The sequence below is a fragment of the Paenarthrobacter sp. YAF11_1 genome, assembly GCF_052113445.1.
Lineage (GTDB): Bacteria > Actinomycetota > Actinomycetes > Actinomycetales > Micrococcaceae > Arthrobacter.
The window spans coordinates 256,314-273,182 of record NZ_JBFRDF010000002.1 but is presented as its reverse complement, the minus strand read 5'-3'; the positions used below and the strand labels follow the sequence as shown (position 1 = coordinate 273,182).

At 62.6% G+C, this 16,869-nt stretch carries 13 protein-coding genes; 10 read left to right on the top strand and 3 right to left on the bottom strand.

Going from position 1 to position 16,869, the window contains the following annotated elements; all coding sequences use genetic code 11:
• Window positions 1-120 precede the first annotated feature (120 nt).
• From AB4Y77_RS05310 to holA, 8 genes are all read left to right on the top strand, one after another.
• Window positions 121-1,902, top strand: a complete 1,782-nt coding sequence (locus AB4Y77_RS05310; protein WP_442013172.1) for a glycerol-3-phosphate dehydrogenase/oxidase — start codon at window positions 121-123, stop codon at window positions 1,900-1,902.
• 169 nt (window positions 1,903-2,071) lie between these two features.
• Complete coding sequence (locus tag AB4Y77_RS05305; protein ID WP_311212930.1) at window positions 2,072-2,824, top strand: MIP/aquaporin family protein; 753 nt, start codon at window positions 2,072-2,074, stop codon at window positions 2,822-2,824.
• Between the two features lie 73 nt (window positions 2,825-2,897).
• Window positions 2,898-4,412, top strand: a complete 1,515-nt coding sequence (glpK, locus tag AB4Y77_RS05300; protein WP_311212929.1) for a glycerol kinase GlpK — start codon at window positions 2,898-2,900, stop codon at window positions 4,410-4,412.
• Window positions 4,413-4,743: 331 nt separating this feature from the next.
• Window positions 4,744-7,272, top strand: a complete 2,529-nt coding sequence (gene leuS / locus AB4Y77_RS05295) for a leucine--tRNA ligase (RefSeq protein WP_442013171.1) — start codon at window positions 4,744-4,746, stop codon at window positions 7,270-7,272.
• An 8-nt stretch (window positions 7,273-7,280) separates the two neighbouring features.
• Complete coding sequence (locus tag AB4Y77_RS05290) at window positions 7,281-8,315, top strand: DegV family protein (RefSeq protein ID WP_442013170.1); 1,035 nt, start codon at window positions 7,281-7,283, stop codon at window positions 8,313-8,315.
• 363 nt (window positions 8,316-8,678) lie between these two features.
• Complete coding sequence (locus AB4Y77_RS05285; protein WP_442013204.1) at window positions 8,679-9,212, top strand: helix-hairpin-helix domain-containing protein; 534 nt, start codon at window positions 8,679-8,681, stop codon at window positions 9,210-9,212.
• Window positions 9,213-9,414: 202 nt separating this feature from the next.
• Window positions 9,415-10,968: a ComEC/Rec2 family competence protein gene (locus AB4Y77_RS05280; protein WP_442013169.1), complete on the top strand. Its 1,554-nt coding sequence runs from the start codon at window positions 9,415-9,417 to the stop codon at window positions 10,966-10,968.
• 115 nt (window positions 10,969-11,083) lie between these two features.
• Window positions 11,084-12,100: a DNA polymerase III subunit delta gene (holA, locus tag AB4Y77_RS05275; RefSeq protein WP_311212925.1), complete on the top strand. Its 1,017-nt coding sequence runs from the start codon at window positions 11,084-11,086 to the stop codon at window positions 12,098-12,100.
• A gap of 107 nt (window positions 12,101-12,207) precedes the next feature.
• On the opposite strand, the gene rpsT is transcribed toward holA, so the two are convergent.
• Complete coding sequence (rpsT, locus tag AB4Y77_RS05270; RefSeq protein WP_231342946.1) at window positions 12,208-12,468, bottom strand: 30S ribosomal protein S20; 261 nt, start codon at window positions 12,466-12,468, stop codon at window positions 12,208-12,210.
• 177 nt (window positions 12,469-12,645) lie between these two features.
• A complete protein-coding gene (locus AB4Y77_RS05265) occupies window positions 12,646-13,173 on the bottom strand; it encodes a type II toxin-antitoxin system PemK/MazF family toxin (protein ID WP_442013168.1) in 528 nt (175 codons plus the stop codon).
• Window positions 13,174-13,331: 158 nt separating this feature from the next.
• On the opposite strand from AB4Y77_RS05265, the gene lepA reads away from it, so the two are divergent.
• The gene (gene lepA / locus AB4Y77_RS05260) at window positions 13,332-15,185 is read left to right on the top strand and encodes a translation elongation factor 4 (RefSeq protein ID WP_024816799.1); all 1,854 of its coding nucleotides are present in this window, start codon (window positions 13,332-13,334) and stop codon (window positions 15,183-15,185) included.
• Entirely contained in the window at window positions 15,186-16,415 is a 1,230-nt protein-coding gene (hemW, locus tag AB4Y77_RS05255; protein WP_442013167.1) for a radical SAM family heme chaperone HemW, read from the top strand.
• A gap of 31 nt (window positions 16,416-16,446) precedes the next feature.
• On the opposite strand, the gene AB4Y77_RS05250 is transcribed toward hemW, so the two are convergent.
• Window positions 16,447-16,860: a DUF4870 domain-containing protein gene (locus AB4Y77_RS05250; protein ID WP_311212922.1), complete on the bottom strand. Its 414-nt coding sequence runs from the start codon at window positions 16,858-16,860 to the stop codon at window positions 16,447-16,449.
• Window positions 16,861-16,869: the final 9 nt, after the last annotated feature.

Genomic DNA, 16,869 nt, shown 5'->3' with positions numbered 1-16,869 from the left:
CATTTCCTTCCTGCACGTTTGTGCAAATAGCTTGACTCCATTTTCCACCTTCGCAAGATTAGTGGTGAACGGTGCAGCAGCGAGTGGCGCGGCGCACGAACCAAGCCCAAGGGAGCAGTTTTGGGACACAACAGGATTTCCGGTACCTCACAGCACACACAGCGCGACTCCGTCGTTGCACTGCAGGAGCGGCCCTCGGCCAAGGTACTTATCATCGGCGGCGGCATCAACGGCGTCGGAACGTTCCGCGACCTGGCCCTGCAGGGTGTGGATGTGGCACTTGTTGAACGCGGCGACTACTGCCAAGGTGCCAGTGGTGCTTCCTCGCACATGATCCACGGCGGCATCCGCTACCTCGAAAACGGCGAGTTCCGCCTCGTCCAGGAATCCGTGGTTGAGCGTAACCGGCTCCTGCGCATTGCACCGCACTACGTCAAGCCGCTGCAGACCACCATCCCCATCTTCAGCACCTTCTCCGGAATCCTCTCCGCACCCATGCGTTTCCTCACGCACAAGCAGGGCAAGCCCAAGGAACGCGGCGCATTCCTCATCAAGGTTGGCCTGAGCATGTACGACTTCTTCTCCCGTGACGGCGGAAGCGTGCCCCGCCACCAGTTCCGTGGAAGGACCCGGGCCCTGGCCGAGCTTCCCAAGCTGCACTCGGGGATCAAGTACGCGGCAACCTACTTCGATGCCTCGGTGCACAACCCCGAACGCCTGACCCTCGATGTCCTCCAGGATGGCGAGAAGGCAGGCCTTGGCGGCGGACTTCCCGGTGGAAGCGCCCGCGCCAGCAACTACGTCTCACTGGTTTCCATGGGCGCGGACGGGGTTCTCCTCCGCGATGAACTGACCGGCAAGGAGTTCGAATTCCAGGCGGACGTCATCGTCAACACCACTGGCGCCTGGGTGGATCTCACCAACCAGGCCATGGGCGCCGTCAGCAAGTACATGGGCGGAACCAAGGGCTCCCACATCGTCCTTGACCACCCGGAACTTCTTGCCGCCTGCAACGGCAGGGAAATCTTCTTCGAACACACCGACGGCCGCATCGTCCTCATCTACCCGATGGGCGACCGCGTCCTGGTAGGTACCACCGACGTCGACGCGGACATGTCCCAAGACGCCGTGTGCACGGAAGAAGAGATCGACTACTTCTTCGACCTGGTAGGTCATGTGTTCCCCACCATCAAAGTGGAGCGGGAGCAGATCGTCTACAGCTTCGCCGGCGTCCGTCCGTTGCCCCGCCACGACGAAACCCAGCCGGGCTTCGTCTCCAGGGACTACCGGATCGAGCGCAGCGTCCGCACAGGCGATGGTGCGGTAGCCACGCCAGGCGGTAAGGCCGCCGTCGTACTCAGCTTGGTAGGCGGCAAGTGGACAACGTTCCGCGCACTGGCCGAGCACATGACCAACGACGTCCTGCGTGAACTCGGCATGGAACGCAAAGTCTCGACGGCGAAGCTCGCCATCGGCGRCGGTGCCGGCTTCCCTGCCACTGAACAGGGCGAACAGGAATGGATCAAGAAGCACATGGGTCCGGGCCTGGACGCTGACCGGGTTGCCGGCCTGCTGACCAGGTACGGTACGCGGGCTGACGCGGTGATCGCGTACCTCAATGCGGGGCATGACCAGCCGTTGCGGTCCACGCGTGAACTCAGCGTCCGTGAGTTGGCATTCATGGCCGAGCATGAGCAGATCGGGCACCTGGTGGATGTCCTCATCCGCAGGACGTCCCTGGCGTTCTGTGGCTTGGTCACCGGCGAGCTGCTGAATGAGATTGCCGCCGCTTTGGCCGAACCGCTCGGGTGGGATGCTGCTGCCCGTGAAGCAGAAATCCGCCACGCCCAGGAAGTACTGCAGCGGTTCCACAAGGTTGACGTGCACAGTCTCGTAGCCTGAGCCCAAGCAGCGGAAAAAGCTTGACCGTCCCAACGTGCGGCAGGGGCGGAATGGGGTAGGTGGGCCCGACAGGGGACCACCACACCGGGACGGTTCCGGAGATCGGAACCGTCCCAAACGGCCTCTTCACCCGCGAGGGGGCTGATAACAGAAAAATGAGGAGTCAAAGATGTCTCTTGGAATTGTTTTCCTTTCCGAAGTATTCGGAACCATGATGCTGACCCTGTTGGGTTGCGGCGTCGTGGCAAACGTTGCGCTCAAAGGCACCAAGGGCAACAACGCTGGATTCTTGATGGTGACGTGGGGCTGGGGCATTGCGGTCTTCGCGGGCGTTTTCGTGGCTGCAAAGTCCGGTGCGCACCTGAACCCGGCCGTGACGTTGGGCCTGCTGGTCAATCAGAAAGCAGAATACGCCCCCGGCGTTCCCGTGGATTTCGCGTCCACCCTGACCTACTTCGGCGCTGAGCTGCTGGGCGCCTTCCTGGGCGCGGTTGTCTGCTGGCTCGCTTACAAGCAGCACTTCGATGAAGAACCCCTGGCAGCCAATAAGCTGGGTACTTTCTCCACCGGTCCCGCCATCCGTTCCACCCCGTGGAACCTCGTCACAGAGATCATCGGCACGTTCGTCCTGGTCTTCGTCATCCTGACCTTCGGCGGCACCCCCTCGGGACTCGGCCCGCTGGCCGTGGCACTGCTCGTTGTGGGTATCGGCGTTTCCCTCGGTGGCCCCACCGGTTACGCCATCAACCCTGCGCGTGACCTCGGCCCCCGCATCGCCCACGCCCTCCTCCCCATCAAGGGCAAGGGCAGCAGCGACTGGGCTTACTCCTGGATTCCCGTTGTTGGACCGCTGGTTGGCGGCGCACTTGCCGGCATCGTGGCCCTCTGGGTGCCCGACATCATGCCTGCGATCGCCGGCTGATCCTGTCCGTACTCCACCGCACACACCCTCAATCATTACTGAGTAACCACACCACCGAGACAAGGACGTCACCATGAATCAATACGTCATCGCCATTGATCAGGGCACCACCAGCTCCCGCGCCATCGTGTTCGACCACTCCGGCAACATCGTTTCCACCGGCCAGATGGAACACGAGCAGATCTTCCCGCAGGCTGGCTGGGTTGAGCACAACCCCGCCGAAATCTGGAACAACACCCGGGAAGTCATTGCCTCCGCCCTGTCCAAGGCGAACCTGACGCGGCACGACATCGCCGCCGTCGGAATCACCAACCAGCGTGAAACTGCTGTCGTTTGGGACAAGAACACCGGTGAGGCTGTCTACAACGCCATTGTCTGGCAGGACACCCGAACCCAGCCGATCGTGGACCAGTTGGCCCAGGATGGCGGGCTCGAACGCTTCAAGCAGAAGGTGGGCCTGCCATTGGCCACCTACTTCTCCGGTACCAAGATCAAGTGGATCCTGGACAACGTCGACGGCGCCCGCGAACGTGCGGAAGCCGGCGACCTCCTGTTCGGCAACACCGACGCCTGGGTTCTGTGGAACCTGACCGGCGGTGTGGACGGCGGCGTCCACGTCACCGACGTCACCAACGCCTCCCGCACCCTCTTCATGGACCTCGAGACGCTCCAATGGGACCAGGAAATCCTGGACGTCTTTGGCGTTCCGTCCTCCATGATGCCGGCCATCAAGTCCTCCTCCGAGGTCTACGGCCAGGTCCACACCTCGCAGCTCCTTCGCGAAACTCCGGTAGCAGGCATTCTGGGCGACCAGCAGGCCGCTACCTTCGGCCAGGCAGCCTTCCAGGCCGGAGAAGCAAAAAACACCTACGGCACAGGCTGCTTCCTGATCTTCAACACTGGCGAGGAAATTGTTCACTCCAAGAACGGCCTCCTCACCACGCTGGGATACAAACTGGGCGACGCCAAACCGCACTACGCCCTGGAAGGTTCCATTGCGGTCACCGGTTCCTTGATCCAGTGGCTCCGCGACAACCTGGGCATGATCAGTTCCGCTCCCGAAGTTGAGGAGTTGGCTGCGGGTGTCAAGGACAACGGTGGCGTCTACATCGTCCCCGCCTTCTCAGGCCTGTTCGCACCGTACTGGCGAGCGGACGCCCGTGGCGCCATCGTCGGCCTGACCCGTTTCGCCAACAAGGGCCACATTGCCCGCGCCGCGCTCGAAGCAACTGCCTTCCAGACCCGCGAGGTGCTGGACGCCGTCAACGCAGACTCGGGTGTCCCGCTCACCGAGCTGAAGGTCGACGGCGGCATGGTCGCCAACGAGGCTCTCATGCAGTTCCAGGCAGACATCCTGGGCGTACCGGTGGTCCGTCCCAAGGTGGTGGAAACAACGGCTCTCGGTGCTGCCTACGCAGCGGGCTTGGCTGTCGGATTCTGGAAGGACCTGGGCGAGCTCAGCGCCAACTGGAACGAAGACAAGCGCTGGGAACCGCAACTGCCGGCAGAAGAGCAGGAGCGTCAGTTGCGGCTTTGGAAGAAGGCTGTCACCAAATCCATGGATTGGGTCGACGAGGACGTTAAGTAAGACCAGCGACAAGACGCCTTAGCTGTTATGGGGGCCCCGCCCGCTACGCGGACGCCCGAAGCCGCTCCCGGGCCCCCATAACAGCACGGCGTCATTGAGCCGGTCTTCTGTAAGCCAAGCGCTGCGCCGCCAACCATGAGTTGTCGGTGAGTGGATGGATGAACGTGCGCTATTGTAGATCTATGCGTGCGATCCTTCTGCTTAGCTAGCCGCCCGGCTTTTATTAGCCGTGCGGCCGCCCCTCCATTGTTGAGGGGCTTTTGTGTGTCCGGGGCTATCCGGGACCGCAGCAGGAGGCAAAACCGCCATCGAAGAACAGAAGAGGGCAGCAGTGAGCGTTCAGCCGGAGACAGAGACCGGAACAGCACAGACAGCCGCAGCTGAAGCGCCTGAAGAGGGCGTCTACAGCTTCGCTGCGATGGAAGCCAAGTGGCCGCAGGTCTGGGAAGACCTCAAAGTCTTCACGCCTGTCGACGACGGTTCGCGGGAACGCCGCTACGTGCTGGACATGTTCCCCTACCCTTCCGGCGACCTCCACATGGGCCACGCCGAAGCATTCGCGATGGGCGACGTGGTGGCGCGCTACCTGCGCCAGAAGGGCTTCGACGTCCTGCACCCCATTGGTTGGGACTCTTTCGGCCTCCCTGCTGAGAACGCTGCGATCAAGCGCAATGCGCACCCCAGCGAGTGGACCTACGCGAACATCGACACCCAGGCGGCGTCGTTCAAGCGGTATGCCATCTCCGCCGACTGGTCCCGGCGCATTCACACCTCGGATCCCGAGTATTACCGGTGGACCCAGTGGCTGTTCAAGCGTTTCTACGAGCGTGGCCTGGCCTACCGCAAGGATTCGCCGGTCAACTGGTGCCCCAAGGACCTCACCGTCCTGGCGAACGAACAGGTTGTCAACGGCGCCTGTGAACGCTGCGGCACGCCCGTCACCAAGAAGTCGCTGAATCAGTGGTACTTCAAGATCACCGACTACGCAGACCGCTTGCTCGAAGACATGGACCAGCTGCAAGGCCACTGGCCCGAGCGTGTTCTGGCCATGCAACGGAACTGGATCGGCCGCTCTGAAGGCGCGCACGTGCGATTCGTCATCGAAGCGACCGAAGAGCGTGCCGAGCGCGAAGTCACAGTGTTCACCACGCGTCCGGACACTCTCTATGGCGCAACCTTCTTCGTTGTTGCAGCGGATGCACATCTGGCATTGGACCTGGTGACTCCGGAACAGCACGACGAACTCATGGCGTACCGCGAGAAGGTCAAGGCGCTCTCCGAAATTGAGCGCCAGTCCACCGAACGCGAGAAGACCGGCGTCTTCACCGGCCGTTACGCCATCAACCCGCTCAACGGCGAGAAACTCCCGGTATGGGCCGCTGACTACGTGCTGGCCGACTACGGCACGGGCGCCATCATGGCCGTGCCTGCGCATGACCAGCGTGACCTCGACTTCGCCAAGGCCTTCAACCTGCCCGTCCGGGAAGTGTTGGAAACAGGCGCCGAAGACCCCGCAGAGACTGGCGTGGCCACTGCCGGCGAAGGCACACTGAAGAACTCCGGTGACCTGGATGGCTTGTCCAAGTCCGAAGGAATTCCCGCCGCGATCGATATCCTCGAGAAGCTCGGTACCGGCGAGAAATTCGTCAACTTCCGGCTGCGTGACTGGTTGCTGAGCCGCCAGCGTTTCTGGGGTACGCCCATCCCCATCATCCACTGCGGCGAATGCGGCGAAGTGCCCGTCCCCGATGACCAGTTGCCCGTCAGGTTGCCCGATAACCTGCGCGGTGAGGCGTTGTCGCCTAAGGGAACCTCCCCGTTGGCCGCCGCCGTCGAGTGGGTCAACGTGGAGTGCCCCAATTGTGGCCGGGCCGCCCAGCGCGACACCGACACCATGGACACCTTTGTGGACTCGTCCTGGTACTTCCTGCGCTTCGTGTCCCCGGACTACACCGAAGGTCCTTTCGATCCCGAAAAGATCAATAACTGGATGCCCGTGGGCCAGTACGTTGGGGGCGTGGAGCATGCCATCCTGCACCTGCTCTACGCGCGCTTCTTCACCAAAGTCATCAAGGACATCGGCCTGATCGAAGCCAACGAGCCCTTCTCGGCACTGCTCAACCAGGGCCAGGTGCTCAACGGCGGCAAAGCCATGAGCAAGTCCCTCGGCAACGGCGTGGACCTCGGCGAGCAGTTGGACAAATTCGGCGTCGACGCCGTACGCCTCACCATGGTCTTTGCCTCCCCACCGGAAGACGACGTCGACTGGGCGGACGTTTCGCCGTCGGGGTCTGCCAAGTTCCTGGCCCGGGCCTGGCGGCTTGGCCAGGACGTCAGCAGCGAGCCGGGCGTGGATCCGGCTACTGGCGACCGCGCCCTGCGCACTGTCACGCACAAGACCATCGCCGATGCCGCGGGCCTGTTGGACAACAACAAGTTCAACGTTGTGGTGGCCCGCCTGATGGAGTTGGTGAACGCGACCCGCAAGACCATTGATTCTGGTGCAGGTGCCGCAGATCCCGCCGTACGCGAAGCGGTGGAAGCCGTTGCGGTCATCCTGAGCCTCTTCGCTCCGTACACAGCCGAGGACCTGTGGAACACGCTGGGCCACCCTGCCTCGGTAGCGAATGCAGGCTGGCCGAAGCACGACGAAGCATTGCTGGTGCAGGACACCGTCACCGCTGTGGTTCAGGTCCAGGGCAAGGTTCGCGATCGCTTGGAAGTCTCGCCGGACATCACTGAGGACGCTTTGCGTGAACTCGCGCTGGCCTCGGAAAACGTCCAGCGTGCCATGGACGGTCGCGGCATCCGCACCGTGATCGTGCGGGCACCTAAACTGGTGAACATCGTCCCCGCCTAGCAGGGACCGTGCGGCCGCCGGCACTGTGCCGGCGGCCGGCCATCATCTTTGGAGGTTGCGTGCCTGAGCGAGAACCACCCGCATGGATATGGCTCAAGGAAAGAGTGGCGCGCCTCAGGCAGCCCACGGCTCCGGTTCCAGCAGGTGACGTGCCGCTGGCGGCCGTCGTCAAGACAGCCGTCGTCACTGATTCGGCGGCCGCGCTTCCCACGGACTGGGTCTCGGCCTTCACCGCCGACGGACGGCTTGCAGTTGTTCCCATGCCGGTCATGGTGGGGAACGAAATTTACGGCGAAGGCGAAGACGACATCACCCAAACGTTGTCGCTGGCCCTGGCCTCGGGTGCCTCGGTGAAAACGTCCCGGCCCTCACCCGGGCAATTTGAGCAGGCCTACCTCGCGGCTCAGCGTCGCGGTTTCGAGTCGGTGGTGTCCATCCACATTTCGTCCGAGCTCTCCGGGACCGCCGATGCTGCCCGGCTGGCTGCAGCCCGCGTCGGCATTCCGGTGGAAGTGGTGGACTCCCGCACGGTGGGCATGGCGCTGGGCATGGGGGTCCAAAGTGCGGTGGTAGCCGCAGCCGATGGGCAAGAGGCTGCAGAAGTCCGCGGTTTTGCCGAGCGGCGCATGGAGCGCACCAAGGTCTACTTCTACGTGCCCAGCCTTGAACAGCTACGCCGTGGCGGGCGCATCGGTGCCGCAGCATCGCTGTTGGGTACAGTCCTGGCTATCAAGCCCATCCTGGCGGTCGACGGCGGCAAGATCGTTCCGCTGGAAAAGGTCCGGTCCGCCGTACGCGCCGTGGCTCGCTTGGAGGAGATCGTTGCAGCGGATGTTGCTTCCCGCCCGGTCGGACAGCAACGTTTGGCAGTTCACCACTTCGGCAACCAGATGGAGGCTGAAGCCCTGGCCGCCCGGCTGAACGAGAAGTGTCCGGACTGCCCGCCACCCCAAATCAGTGCCTTGCCTGCCGTTCTGGCGGCGCATGCCGGTCTGGGCGTTCTGGCAGTCATTGTGGGGGAAAGCAGCACGCCAACGGACTGATCATCCGGCCCTTTATCCACATAGCCCATCTGACATGGACTGGCCCCGCGGCGCCGGCAATAGGCTCAGTTCATGCCACGCTGGAACCGGGATGCGTCCCCAGATGCCGCAGCGCAGGCAGCACGGCAGCGCTTTACCTCCCGTTTGGCCGGAGACACCCGGACACCTCCACTGTTGGAGTTACCGGACAACTATCCCTCCGATCCAGTGGGCGAGGAGGGAGAGCCTGGTGAGTTCGTGCACGGGTCCCGGCTTCGATGGAGGGCCCCGTGGCGCGTAGCGATACTGCTGGCATTAGTAGGGGCAGGCCTCATCGCGTGGCATTTATGGCAGTCTTCCCTGGGCCAGCCAACATCAGAACCGTTGGATCCGTCCACGTCTGTTGGCCCCGTTGTTCCGGATTCGTCAGAATCGCCGCGGCCAGCGGGGTCGGAAGCTCAAGGAAGCCTGCTTGTTCATGTAGCGGGGGCCGTGCAGAAGCCCGGTGTCGTTTCGTTGCCGCTCGGTAGTCGCGTCTTTCAAGCCATTGATGCGGCAGGAGGTGCAGCGCCAAACGCTGAACTCGGCGGTCTGAACCTTGCCGAGGTGCTCAGCGATGGAGCCAAGGTGGTCGTTCCAGTAGCGGGGGAGGCCCCGCAAGCCGCCCCGTCTGCGCCTGCCGGCAGTACTGGCACTGGCAGTTCCAGCGGCGGGGCCGCGAAGGTAAACATCAACACTGCCACCTTGGAGGAGTTGGGGACGTTGCCCAGGGTGGGGCCAGTGACCGCCCAGCGAATTCTGGACTGGCGGAAAGAGCACGGACCGTTCGCATCGGTGGACGAACTGGATGCCATTGACGGGATTGGGCCCAAGCTCATGGAGTCCCTCCAAGACCTTGTGACGGTGCAGGGTGGCTGAGTCCGTCGGAGGTCCGGAAGCAGGAAGACGCATAGACCTGAGACTCGTACCTGTGGCGGTGGTGACGTGGTCTGCAGCGCTGGCAGGTGGCTTCGTTGATGGGGTCTGGTCCTCTGTGTTGGCGGTCGCACTGGGCTTGTTTGGCGGGGTGTTCCTCATTATGGGGCATCGCCAAAGGCCGTCCGGGGTACGGCCCAGAACAATGTTCGCCACCCTCGCCCTCGCTTGTGTCCTGGGGGCCGCTGTTGCGGTTCAATGCGCTGTCATCGCCGGCAACCGTGAGAACGGACCACTGGCCCCGGCGATGGCCGCCGATGAGGGGGTCGTCGTCCACATACTCATCACGGGCAGCCCGGCAGCGGCACCCTCACCCGGGCATTCAAGTGACAACAGGTGGGTAGTGGATGCGAGCCTGATCGGCCTCACGTCCAAGGGAAACGTGGTGCGTGGAACTGCCGACCTCGTTGTGACGGGCGGTGCTGCCTGGCAGAATGTGCGGGCGGGGCAGAGCGTCAGAACAACCGGAACGCTGAAACAGGTGCGGGAGGGGCAACCGGAGTCTGCGCTCCTGAGCGCTTCCTCGGACCCCGTTGTTACCGGCTCTGGTTTCGATATCCGACAAACAGCGGCCGACGTGCGGAAAGGGTTTGTCACCGCTGCCCGCTGGTTGCCTGCGGACGCATCCGGGCTGCTCCCTGGAATGGTGACAGGCGACACCAGTGCGCTGCCGGAAAGCTTGGAAACGGCAATGAAGACCACTGGAATGACTCACTTGACGGCCGTCTCGGGGGCCAATTGCAGCCTCATTCTGGGTGGCTTCATTTTGTTGGCACGGTGCTTCCGGTGGGCGCGCCCGGCAGCTGGGGCATTTGCTGCGTGCGGCCTGTTGGCGTTTGTCATCATGGTGGGGCCGGACCCAAGCGTCTTACGGGCGGCAGTAATGGGGACAGTGGGGCTGGCTGCCCTGACGGGTGGGCTGCGTGGACGGTCCTTGTCCTTCCTCTGCCTCGCCACAACCATCCTGCTGCTGTTGGACCCGGCCATGGCGGCCAACGTGGGATTTCTCCTCTCGGTTCTGGCGACGCTTGGAATTGTGCTGCTTGCGGCGCGCATTGCGTCATGGATCCCTGCCCGGGTGCCACGGTGGTTGGCTGCCGGGGTTGCCGTGCCGTTGTCTGCGCAGTTGCTGTGTGGTCCGGTGATCGTGGCACTTCAGCCACAGTTCACGACGTTCGCGCTTATTGCCAACGTGGCGGCGGGTCCTTTGGTGGCTCCGGTGACTATTTTTGGGACGATCGCCGTGCCTCTGGCCACAGCTCTGCCCTGGCTCGCGGTGGTGCCCATCGCCGTTGCGGGGATCTGCGCTGGATTGGTTGCGGGAGTGGCACGGTTTTTTTCCGGATTACCAGGAGCTGCTCTGGCGTGGGCCGAGGGGCCGGTTGGAATGGCGGCCATGGTGCTCTCCTCGGTGGTGACACTCCTGGCCGTATGGATGGCGCTGCACCCGGCGCGTGTGAGGCGACACGTCATGAGACTGCATGGCGCCGTGATGGTGCTCCTCCATCGCTGGTTGGCGCCCCGGGACCGTGGGCTATCGAGGGCGGCGCCGCAAGGGTTCATGCATTCGCGTCGGAGAGGGGCCTCGTGGAGGCTGCTACGGAGCAACAGGGCCCAGCAACTACACTGCCGCCGCTGTCCTGAGCCGGGTCGGGCCGGAACCGACTGTGGCTCTACTTCGGGGTGTCAATCGCGCTGAGTACAGTACTGAATCTCCCCCAGCCTTGTTGGGCATCGCTCGCTCACTGAACGCCACCCACTACCAAACATGGCAGACTTGAACCCTGCAACGAAACGTCCGGAAGGAACCACCAGTGGCTGCTGCCCAAAACACCCGGGCCAAGAGCGTCGCGGCGAACACTGTCAGTTGGCGGGATGCGGCACCGGCCGCCGTCGTCCTGATCATGGGACCGGAAGAGTACCTCGGTATCCGGGCAATGGACGGCATCCGTAGCCACGTGCGAAGCACTACCCCTGACGTCGAGCTCAGCCGGCTGAACGCGGGCTCCTACGAGTCCGGTTCGTTGGCGATGACGGTCACGCCATCCCTCTTCGGTGAGGGCAAGCTCATTGAGGTCGAGGGCCTCGAGGCCATGAATGATGCTTTTCTGGCCGATGGACTGGCCTACCTCCAGCATCCGGACCAGGACGTTGTGCTTGTCTTACGTCATGCCGGGGGAGTTCGTGGCAAGAAGCTGCTCGATGCCGTGAAGTCCGCCGGCTGGCCTGTCATTGATTGCCAACCGTTGAAGAAGGACTCTGACAAGACCGCGTTTGTCGTCTCCGAATTCAGGGCCGGTGGGCGCCGCATTGAGGGCGACGCTGTTCAGGCACTGGTGAACGCAGTTGGCGCGAACCTTTCCGAACTTGCAGCAGCGTGCAACCAACTCATCGCTGATGCCACTACTGCCGTGACGGCGGAAACCGTGGAACGCTACTACGGCGGCCGGGTCGAAGCTACGGCGTTCAAAGTGGCGGATGCTGCGATGGCTGGTAATGGGCCGGTTGCACTTTCCACGTTGAGGCATGCCCTGGCCACTGGGGTGGATCCGGTTCCCCTGGTTGCGGCGCTGGCGGCCAAGCTGCGGACGTTGGCCAAAGTTGCCGGGGCCAATGGTTCTCCAGCCACCATTGCCAAGAATCTGGGAATGCAGCCGTGGCTTGTTGAGCAGGCGCAGCGGGATGTCCGGCGATGGACTCCCGAGGGCCTGATCCGTTCCATCCAGGTCATCGCAGAAGCTGACGCGCAGGTGAAGGGTGAGTCGCGGGACCCTGTTTACGCTGTGGAGCACGCGGTGACTGTCATTGCCATGTCAGCCAGTCGACGCTGAAGCCAGCAGGCAGCGGCCTTGCCGCCGCCCATACCGCCGCTTAAACCCAAAGGCCGGCACCCGTTGGGTGCCGGCCTTTTGATCAGCTCAGTCGAACTGGAAAAACCTTAGAGTGCGTTGACCTTCTTGGAGATCGCCGACTTGCGGTTTGCAGCGTTGTTCTTGTGAATAACGCCCTTGCTGACAGCCTTGTCCAGCTTACGGCTGGCAGCAACAAGTGCAGTTCCAGCAGCATCCTTGTCAGCAGACTCAACGGCGGTGGCAACGGCGCGGATGGCCGTCTTCAGCTCCGACTTGACTGCGTTGTTACGCAGGCGAGCCTTCTCGTTGGTGAGGATGCGCTTCTTCTGGGACTTGATATTAGCCACGTATGAACTCTCTTTTTAATGCGGAAATGGTCTAGAGGGTTTTCAGGTTGGCCATCGACTGAGCGGCGTGGGGATGCCTATGGCAGCCAACCATGTGTGGCCGTCGACCTGCACGGACACACAGCTATAAAGGATAGCAGAAAGTCGGGGCTCTTACAGAACTGGGCTCTCGTCCGGCTATTGCCGTGCTTGGAGGGCGCGGGCTACCTCCCGGAATTTCGACTTTCCCAGGATGGCGCCTTCGCGCCGGATCGCACCAGGATCCAGCCGGATAATCCGAACAACGTTGATTTCGCTGGGCCTGCCTTGCCGATCCCAGGAGCCGGTTCCTATATCAACGAACTCGTCAGCCCGCGCACCATTGTCATGGTCTTTGGATGTCAACATGAGGCCCAAAAGCCACTCGCGGTCCCGGCCCACCAAGAGTACCGGCCGGTCCTTACCTTGTGTGTGGTCTTCTTCGTAGGGGACCCAGCTCCAGACAATCTCGCCGGGATCAGGCTGGCCATCGGGCTTGGGGGAGTAGCTGACCTTGATCGAAACGCGAAAGTCGCCCGGGTAAGCACCTGGCTGACGTACGACGTCGGGCCGCCGGGTTTGCGTCCTGCGGTCACCTGCCGGGGTGGCTGCCTTGGTGCCGTTGCCACCAAGGGCTTTGAATGATCGCAGGATGAGTTTGCCCAAAGGGCGCAAGTCGAAAGCCATGTGACAACGCTACAGCTGCGTGGAGTTGACGGCTGAGGGGCAATGTACGGCGAAGCGCCGGTTCATGGGAGACTAGAGGATCAGATGCGCGGCGTGTTCCGGCTGGCCTATGCCCGGTTCCAGGAATTGCCGTGCGAGTGTCGACAGTAAGGATCCGCGTGTCTCCCATGGCCCGCACCGCACCGGTGCCCGCCGCAACAGATCCGGCCATCATCCGGAACTTCTGCATCATTGCCCACATCGACCACGGTAAATCGACCTTGGCCGACCGCATGCTGCAGTACACCGGCGTCGTTAGCAAACGCGACATGAAAGCCCAGTATCTGGACCGCATGGATATCGAACGTGAGCGCGGTATCACCATCAAGTCCCAGGCTGTCCGCATGCCGTGGGAACTCGATGGCAACAGCTACGCACTGAACATGATCGATACTCCCGGCCACGTTGACTTCACCTATGAGGTTTCCCGCTCGCTCGCCGCTTGTGAAGGCGCTGTGCTGCTGGTCGATGCGGCCCAGGGCATTGAGGCACAAACCCTTGCCAACCTGTACCTGGCAATGGAAAACAACCTCACCATCATTCCTGTGCTGAACAAGATCGACCTCCCGGCCGCCCAGCCTGAGAAGTACGCGGCAGAGCTTGCCAACCTCATTGGCGGCGACCCCGAGGACGTGCTCAAGGTCTCCGGTAAAACCGGTGTGGGTGTTGAGGCTCTGCTGGACAAAATTGTCCGCGACCTTCCTGCCCCTGTTGGCGATCCCAATGCGCCGGCACGCGCCATGATTTTCGACTCCGTCTATGACACGTACCGCGGCGTGGTTACCTACGTCCGCGTGGTGGACGGCATGCTCCACCCCCGCGAACGCATCCAGATGATGTCCACCCGTGCAACGCACGAGCTCCTGGAGATTGGTGTCAGCTCTCCGGAGCCCACTCCTTCCAAGGGCTTGGGCGTCGGCGAGGTGGGGTACCTGATCACCGGCGTGAAGGACGTTCGTCAGTCGAAGGTTGGCGATACTGTCACCAACCTGGCCAAGCCTGCCTCGGAGTCGCTCAGCGGCTACGCCGACGCCAAGCCGATGGTCTTCTCCGGTCTCTACCCGCTGGACGGAACGGACTACCCTGTCCTCCGCGACGCCCTCGAAAAGCTGATGCTTAACGATGCCGCTCTGGTTTACGAGCCCGAGACGTCCGCAGCACTGGGCTTCGGATTCCGCGTCGGGTTCCTCGGTTTGCTGCACCTGGAAATTACCCGTGAGCGCCTCGAACGTGAGTACAACCTGGACCTGATCTCGACGGCTCCTAACGTCGAATACGAGGTGACACTGGAGGACAAGAAGGTCATCCACGTCACGAACCCCAGCGAGTACCCCACGGGCAAGATCTCCGAGGTCCGCGAGCCCATGGTTTCCGCCACCATCCTGGCTCCCAACGAGTTTGTTGGATCCATCATGGAACTGTGCCAGAGCCGCCGTGGCCAAATGCGCGGCATGGACTACCTCTCCGAGGACCGCGTGGAGCTCCGTTACTGGATCCCTTTGGCGGAAATTGTGTTCGACTTCTTCGACCTCCTGAAGTCCAAAACCCGTGGCTACGCTTCGCTGGATTGGAAAGCAGACGGCGAGCAGGTTGCAGACCTCGTCAAGGTGGACATCCTGCTGCAGGGTGAACAAGTGGATGCCTTCAGTGCCATCACCCACCGCGACAAGGCCTACGCCTACGGCGTGATGATGACCGGCAAGCTCCGTGAGCTCATCCCGAGGCAGCAGTTCGAGGTGCCCATCCAGGCAGCCATCGGATCGCGCATCATTGCCCGTGAGAGCATCCGGGCCATCCGCAAGGACGTTCTTGCCAAGTGCTACGGCGGTGACATCACCCGTAAGCGCAAACTGCTGGAAAAGCAGAAGGAAGGCAAGAAGCGCATGAAGATGGTGGGTCGCGTGGAGGTTCCCCAGGAAGCATTCATCGCAGCCCTGACCACCGACGAGTCCAAGGACAAGGCCAAGAAGTAAATGCCCAGCGTCCTACCTTTGGGCGATCCGGCACCTGCGGACGGAGTACTTCCCCCGCAGGTGCTGGACGGCGTGGAGCACCGTAACTTCGGGCTCTACGTCCATATCCCGTTTTGTGCCGTTCGCTGCGGCTACTGTGACTTCAATACCTACACGGCGACCGAGCTTGGCGGCGGGGCCTCCCAGGATGCCTACGCCACAACCGCGGTGTCCGAGCTCGACTTTGCGGCGCTGGCATTGGATGCCTCCGGGCTGCCCCGACGGCGCATGAGTACAGTCTTCTTTGGAGGCGGTACGCCCACGCTCCTCCCCGCGGAAGACCTGGCACGAATCCTGCGGGCCGCCGTGGACCACTGGGGACTTGAGCCCGGCGCCGAGGTCACCACCGAAGCCAATCCCGATTCCGTCACCCCCGAGTCCCTGAAAGTGCTGGCTGACGCCGGATTCACCAGGGTTTCCTTCGGCATGCAATCGGCCGTCCCGCACGTTCTGAAGGTCTTGGACCGCACCCACACCCCCAGTCGAGTGCCGCTTGTGGTCCAGTGGGCCCGTGAGGCCGGACTCGCGGTGAGCCTGGACCTCATTTACGGTACGCCGGGGGAGTCCATGGCGGACTGGCGGTTATCCCTTGAGACAGCACTGTCCTACGAGCCCGATCACATCAGCGCCTACGCATTGATCGTGGAAGATGGCACCAAGCTGGCGGCCCAGATCCGCCGCGGTGAAGTGCCCGGAATTGACGACGACGATCACGCGGCCAAATACGAATTGGCCGATTCGTTGATCTCCGAAGCTGGTTTGAACTGGTACGAGGTCAGCAACTGGTCCCGGACATCCGATCAAGCGTGCCGGCACAATCTGGCCTACTGGCGGGGCGATGACTGGTGGGGCGTCGGCCCCGGTGCGCACTCCCACGTAGGAGGTGTCCGGTGGTGGAACGTCAAGCACCCCACAGCGTACGCAGGACGGTTGGGCGCAGGAAGCTCACCGGCGGCGGGCCGGGAAACCCTGGACGCCGAAACCCGGGAAGTCGAGCGCATCATGCTGGAAGCACGGCTCGGTACAGGCCTTGAAGTGGATGCTTTGGACGCGTTTGGCCGCCATGCAATGGCAGGGCTGATCGCCGACCAACTGGTTGATCCTGCGCAGGCGTTCAAAGGCCGGCTGATCCTTACGCTGAAGGGCCGGCTGCTGGCTGACGCCGTAGTCCGGAGGATTCTCCCCGACTAACCACACGTCCGCTTGAAAAGCGGGGGGAGGGTTACTTGATCCAGCGCAGGTTGAGCTTGTAGCGGTGCGGCTGGCCGTGGTTGACGCGGATTCCGGCCGAGACAGAGAAGCATGTCAGGGCTACCCAGATGCCAGTGGCGATCACGGCAAAGACGTTGCCTACTACCGGCAGCAGAACCAGGATGTTGGCCAGAACCGCAGCGATGGTGGGAGGCAGCGTAAAGTTCAGTGCTTCCTTGGATTCCTGTGCCGTGAAAGGTCCGCGGTCACGGAAGATCAAGTAGATCAGGAGCGATGGCAGGCATCCCAGAATGCCGCCAAAGTGTGCCAAGGTAGCCCACTGCCTGTCCTCGCTGGCGGTCAGTGGCAGCGCATTTGCAGGCGCGCCATGGTACTGGGGCTGGCCTGCGGCGCTGCCCGGTTCTTCAGGAGCGTTCTCTGCCACGGTGTGTTC

What these genes read in the sequence shown, in the direction of transcription:
- AB4Y77_RS05305 (WP_311212930.1), top strand. Translation starts at nt 2,072, where the DNA reads ATGTCTCTTGGAATTGTTTTCCTTTCCGAAGTATTCGGAACCATGATG.
- glpK (WP_311212929.1), top strand. Translation starts at nt 2,898, where the DNA reads ATGAATCAATACGTCATCGCCATTGATCAGGGCACCACCAGCTCCCGC.
- AB4Y77_RS05280 (WP_442013169.1), top strand. Translation starts at nt 9,415, where the DNA reads ATGTTCGCCACCCTCGCCCTCGCTTGTGTCCTGGGGGCCGCTGTTGCG.
- AB4Y77_RS05265 (WP_442013168.1), bottom strand. Translation starts at nt 13,173, where the DNA reads ATGGCTTTCGACTTGCGCCCTTTGGGCAAACTCATCCTGCGATCATTC.
- hemW (WP_442013167.1), top strand. Translation starts at nt 15,186, where the DNA reads ATGCCCAGCGTCCTACCTTTGGGCGATCCGGCACCTGCGGACGGAGTA.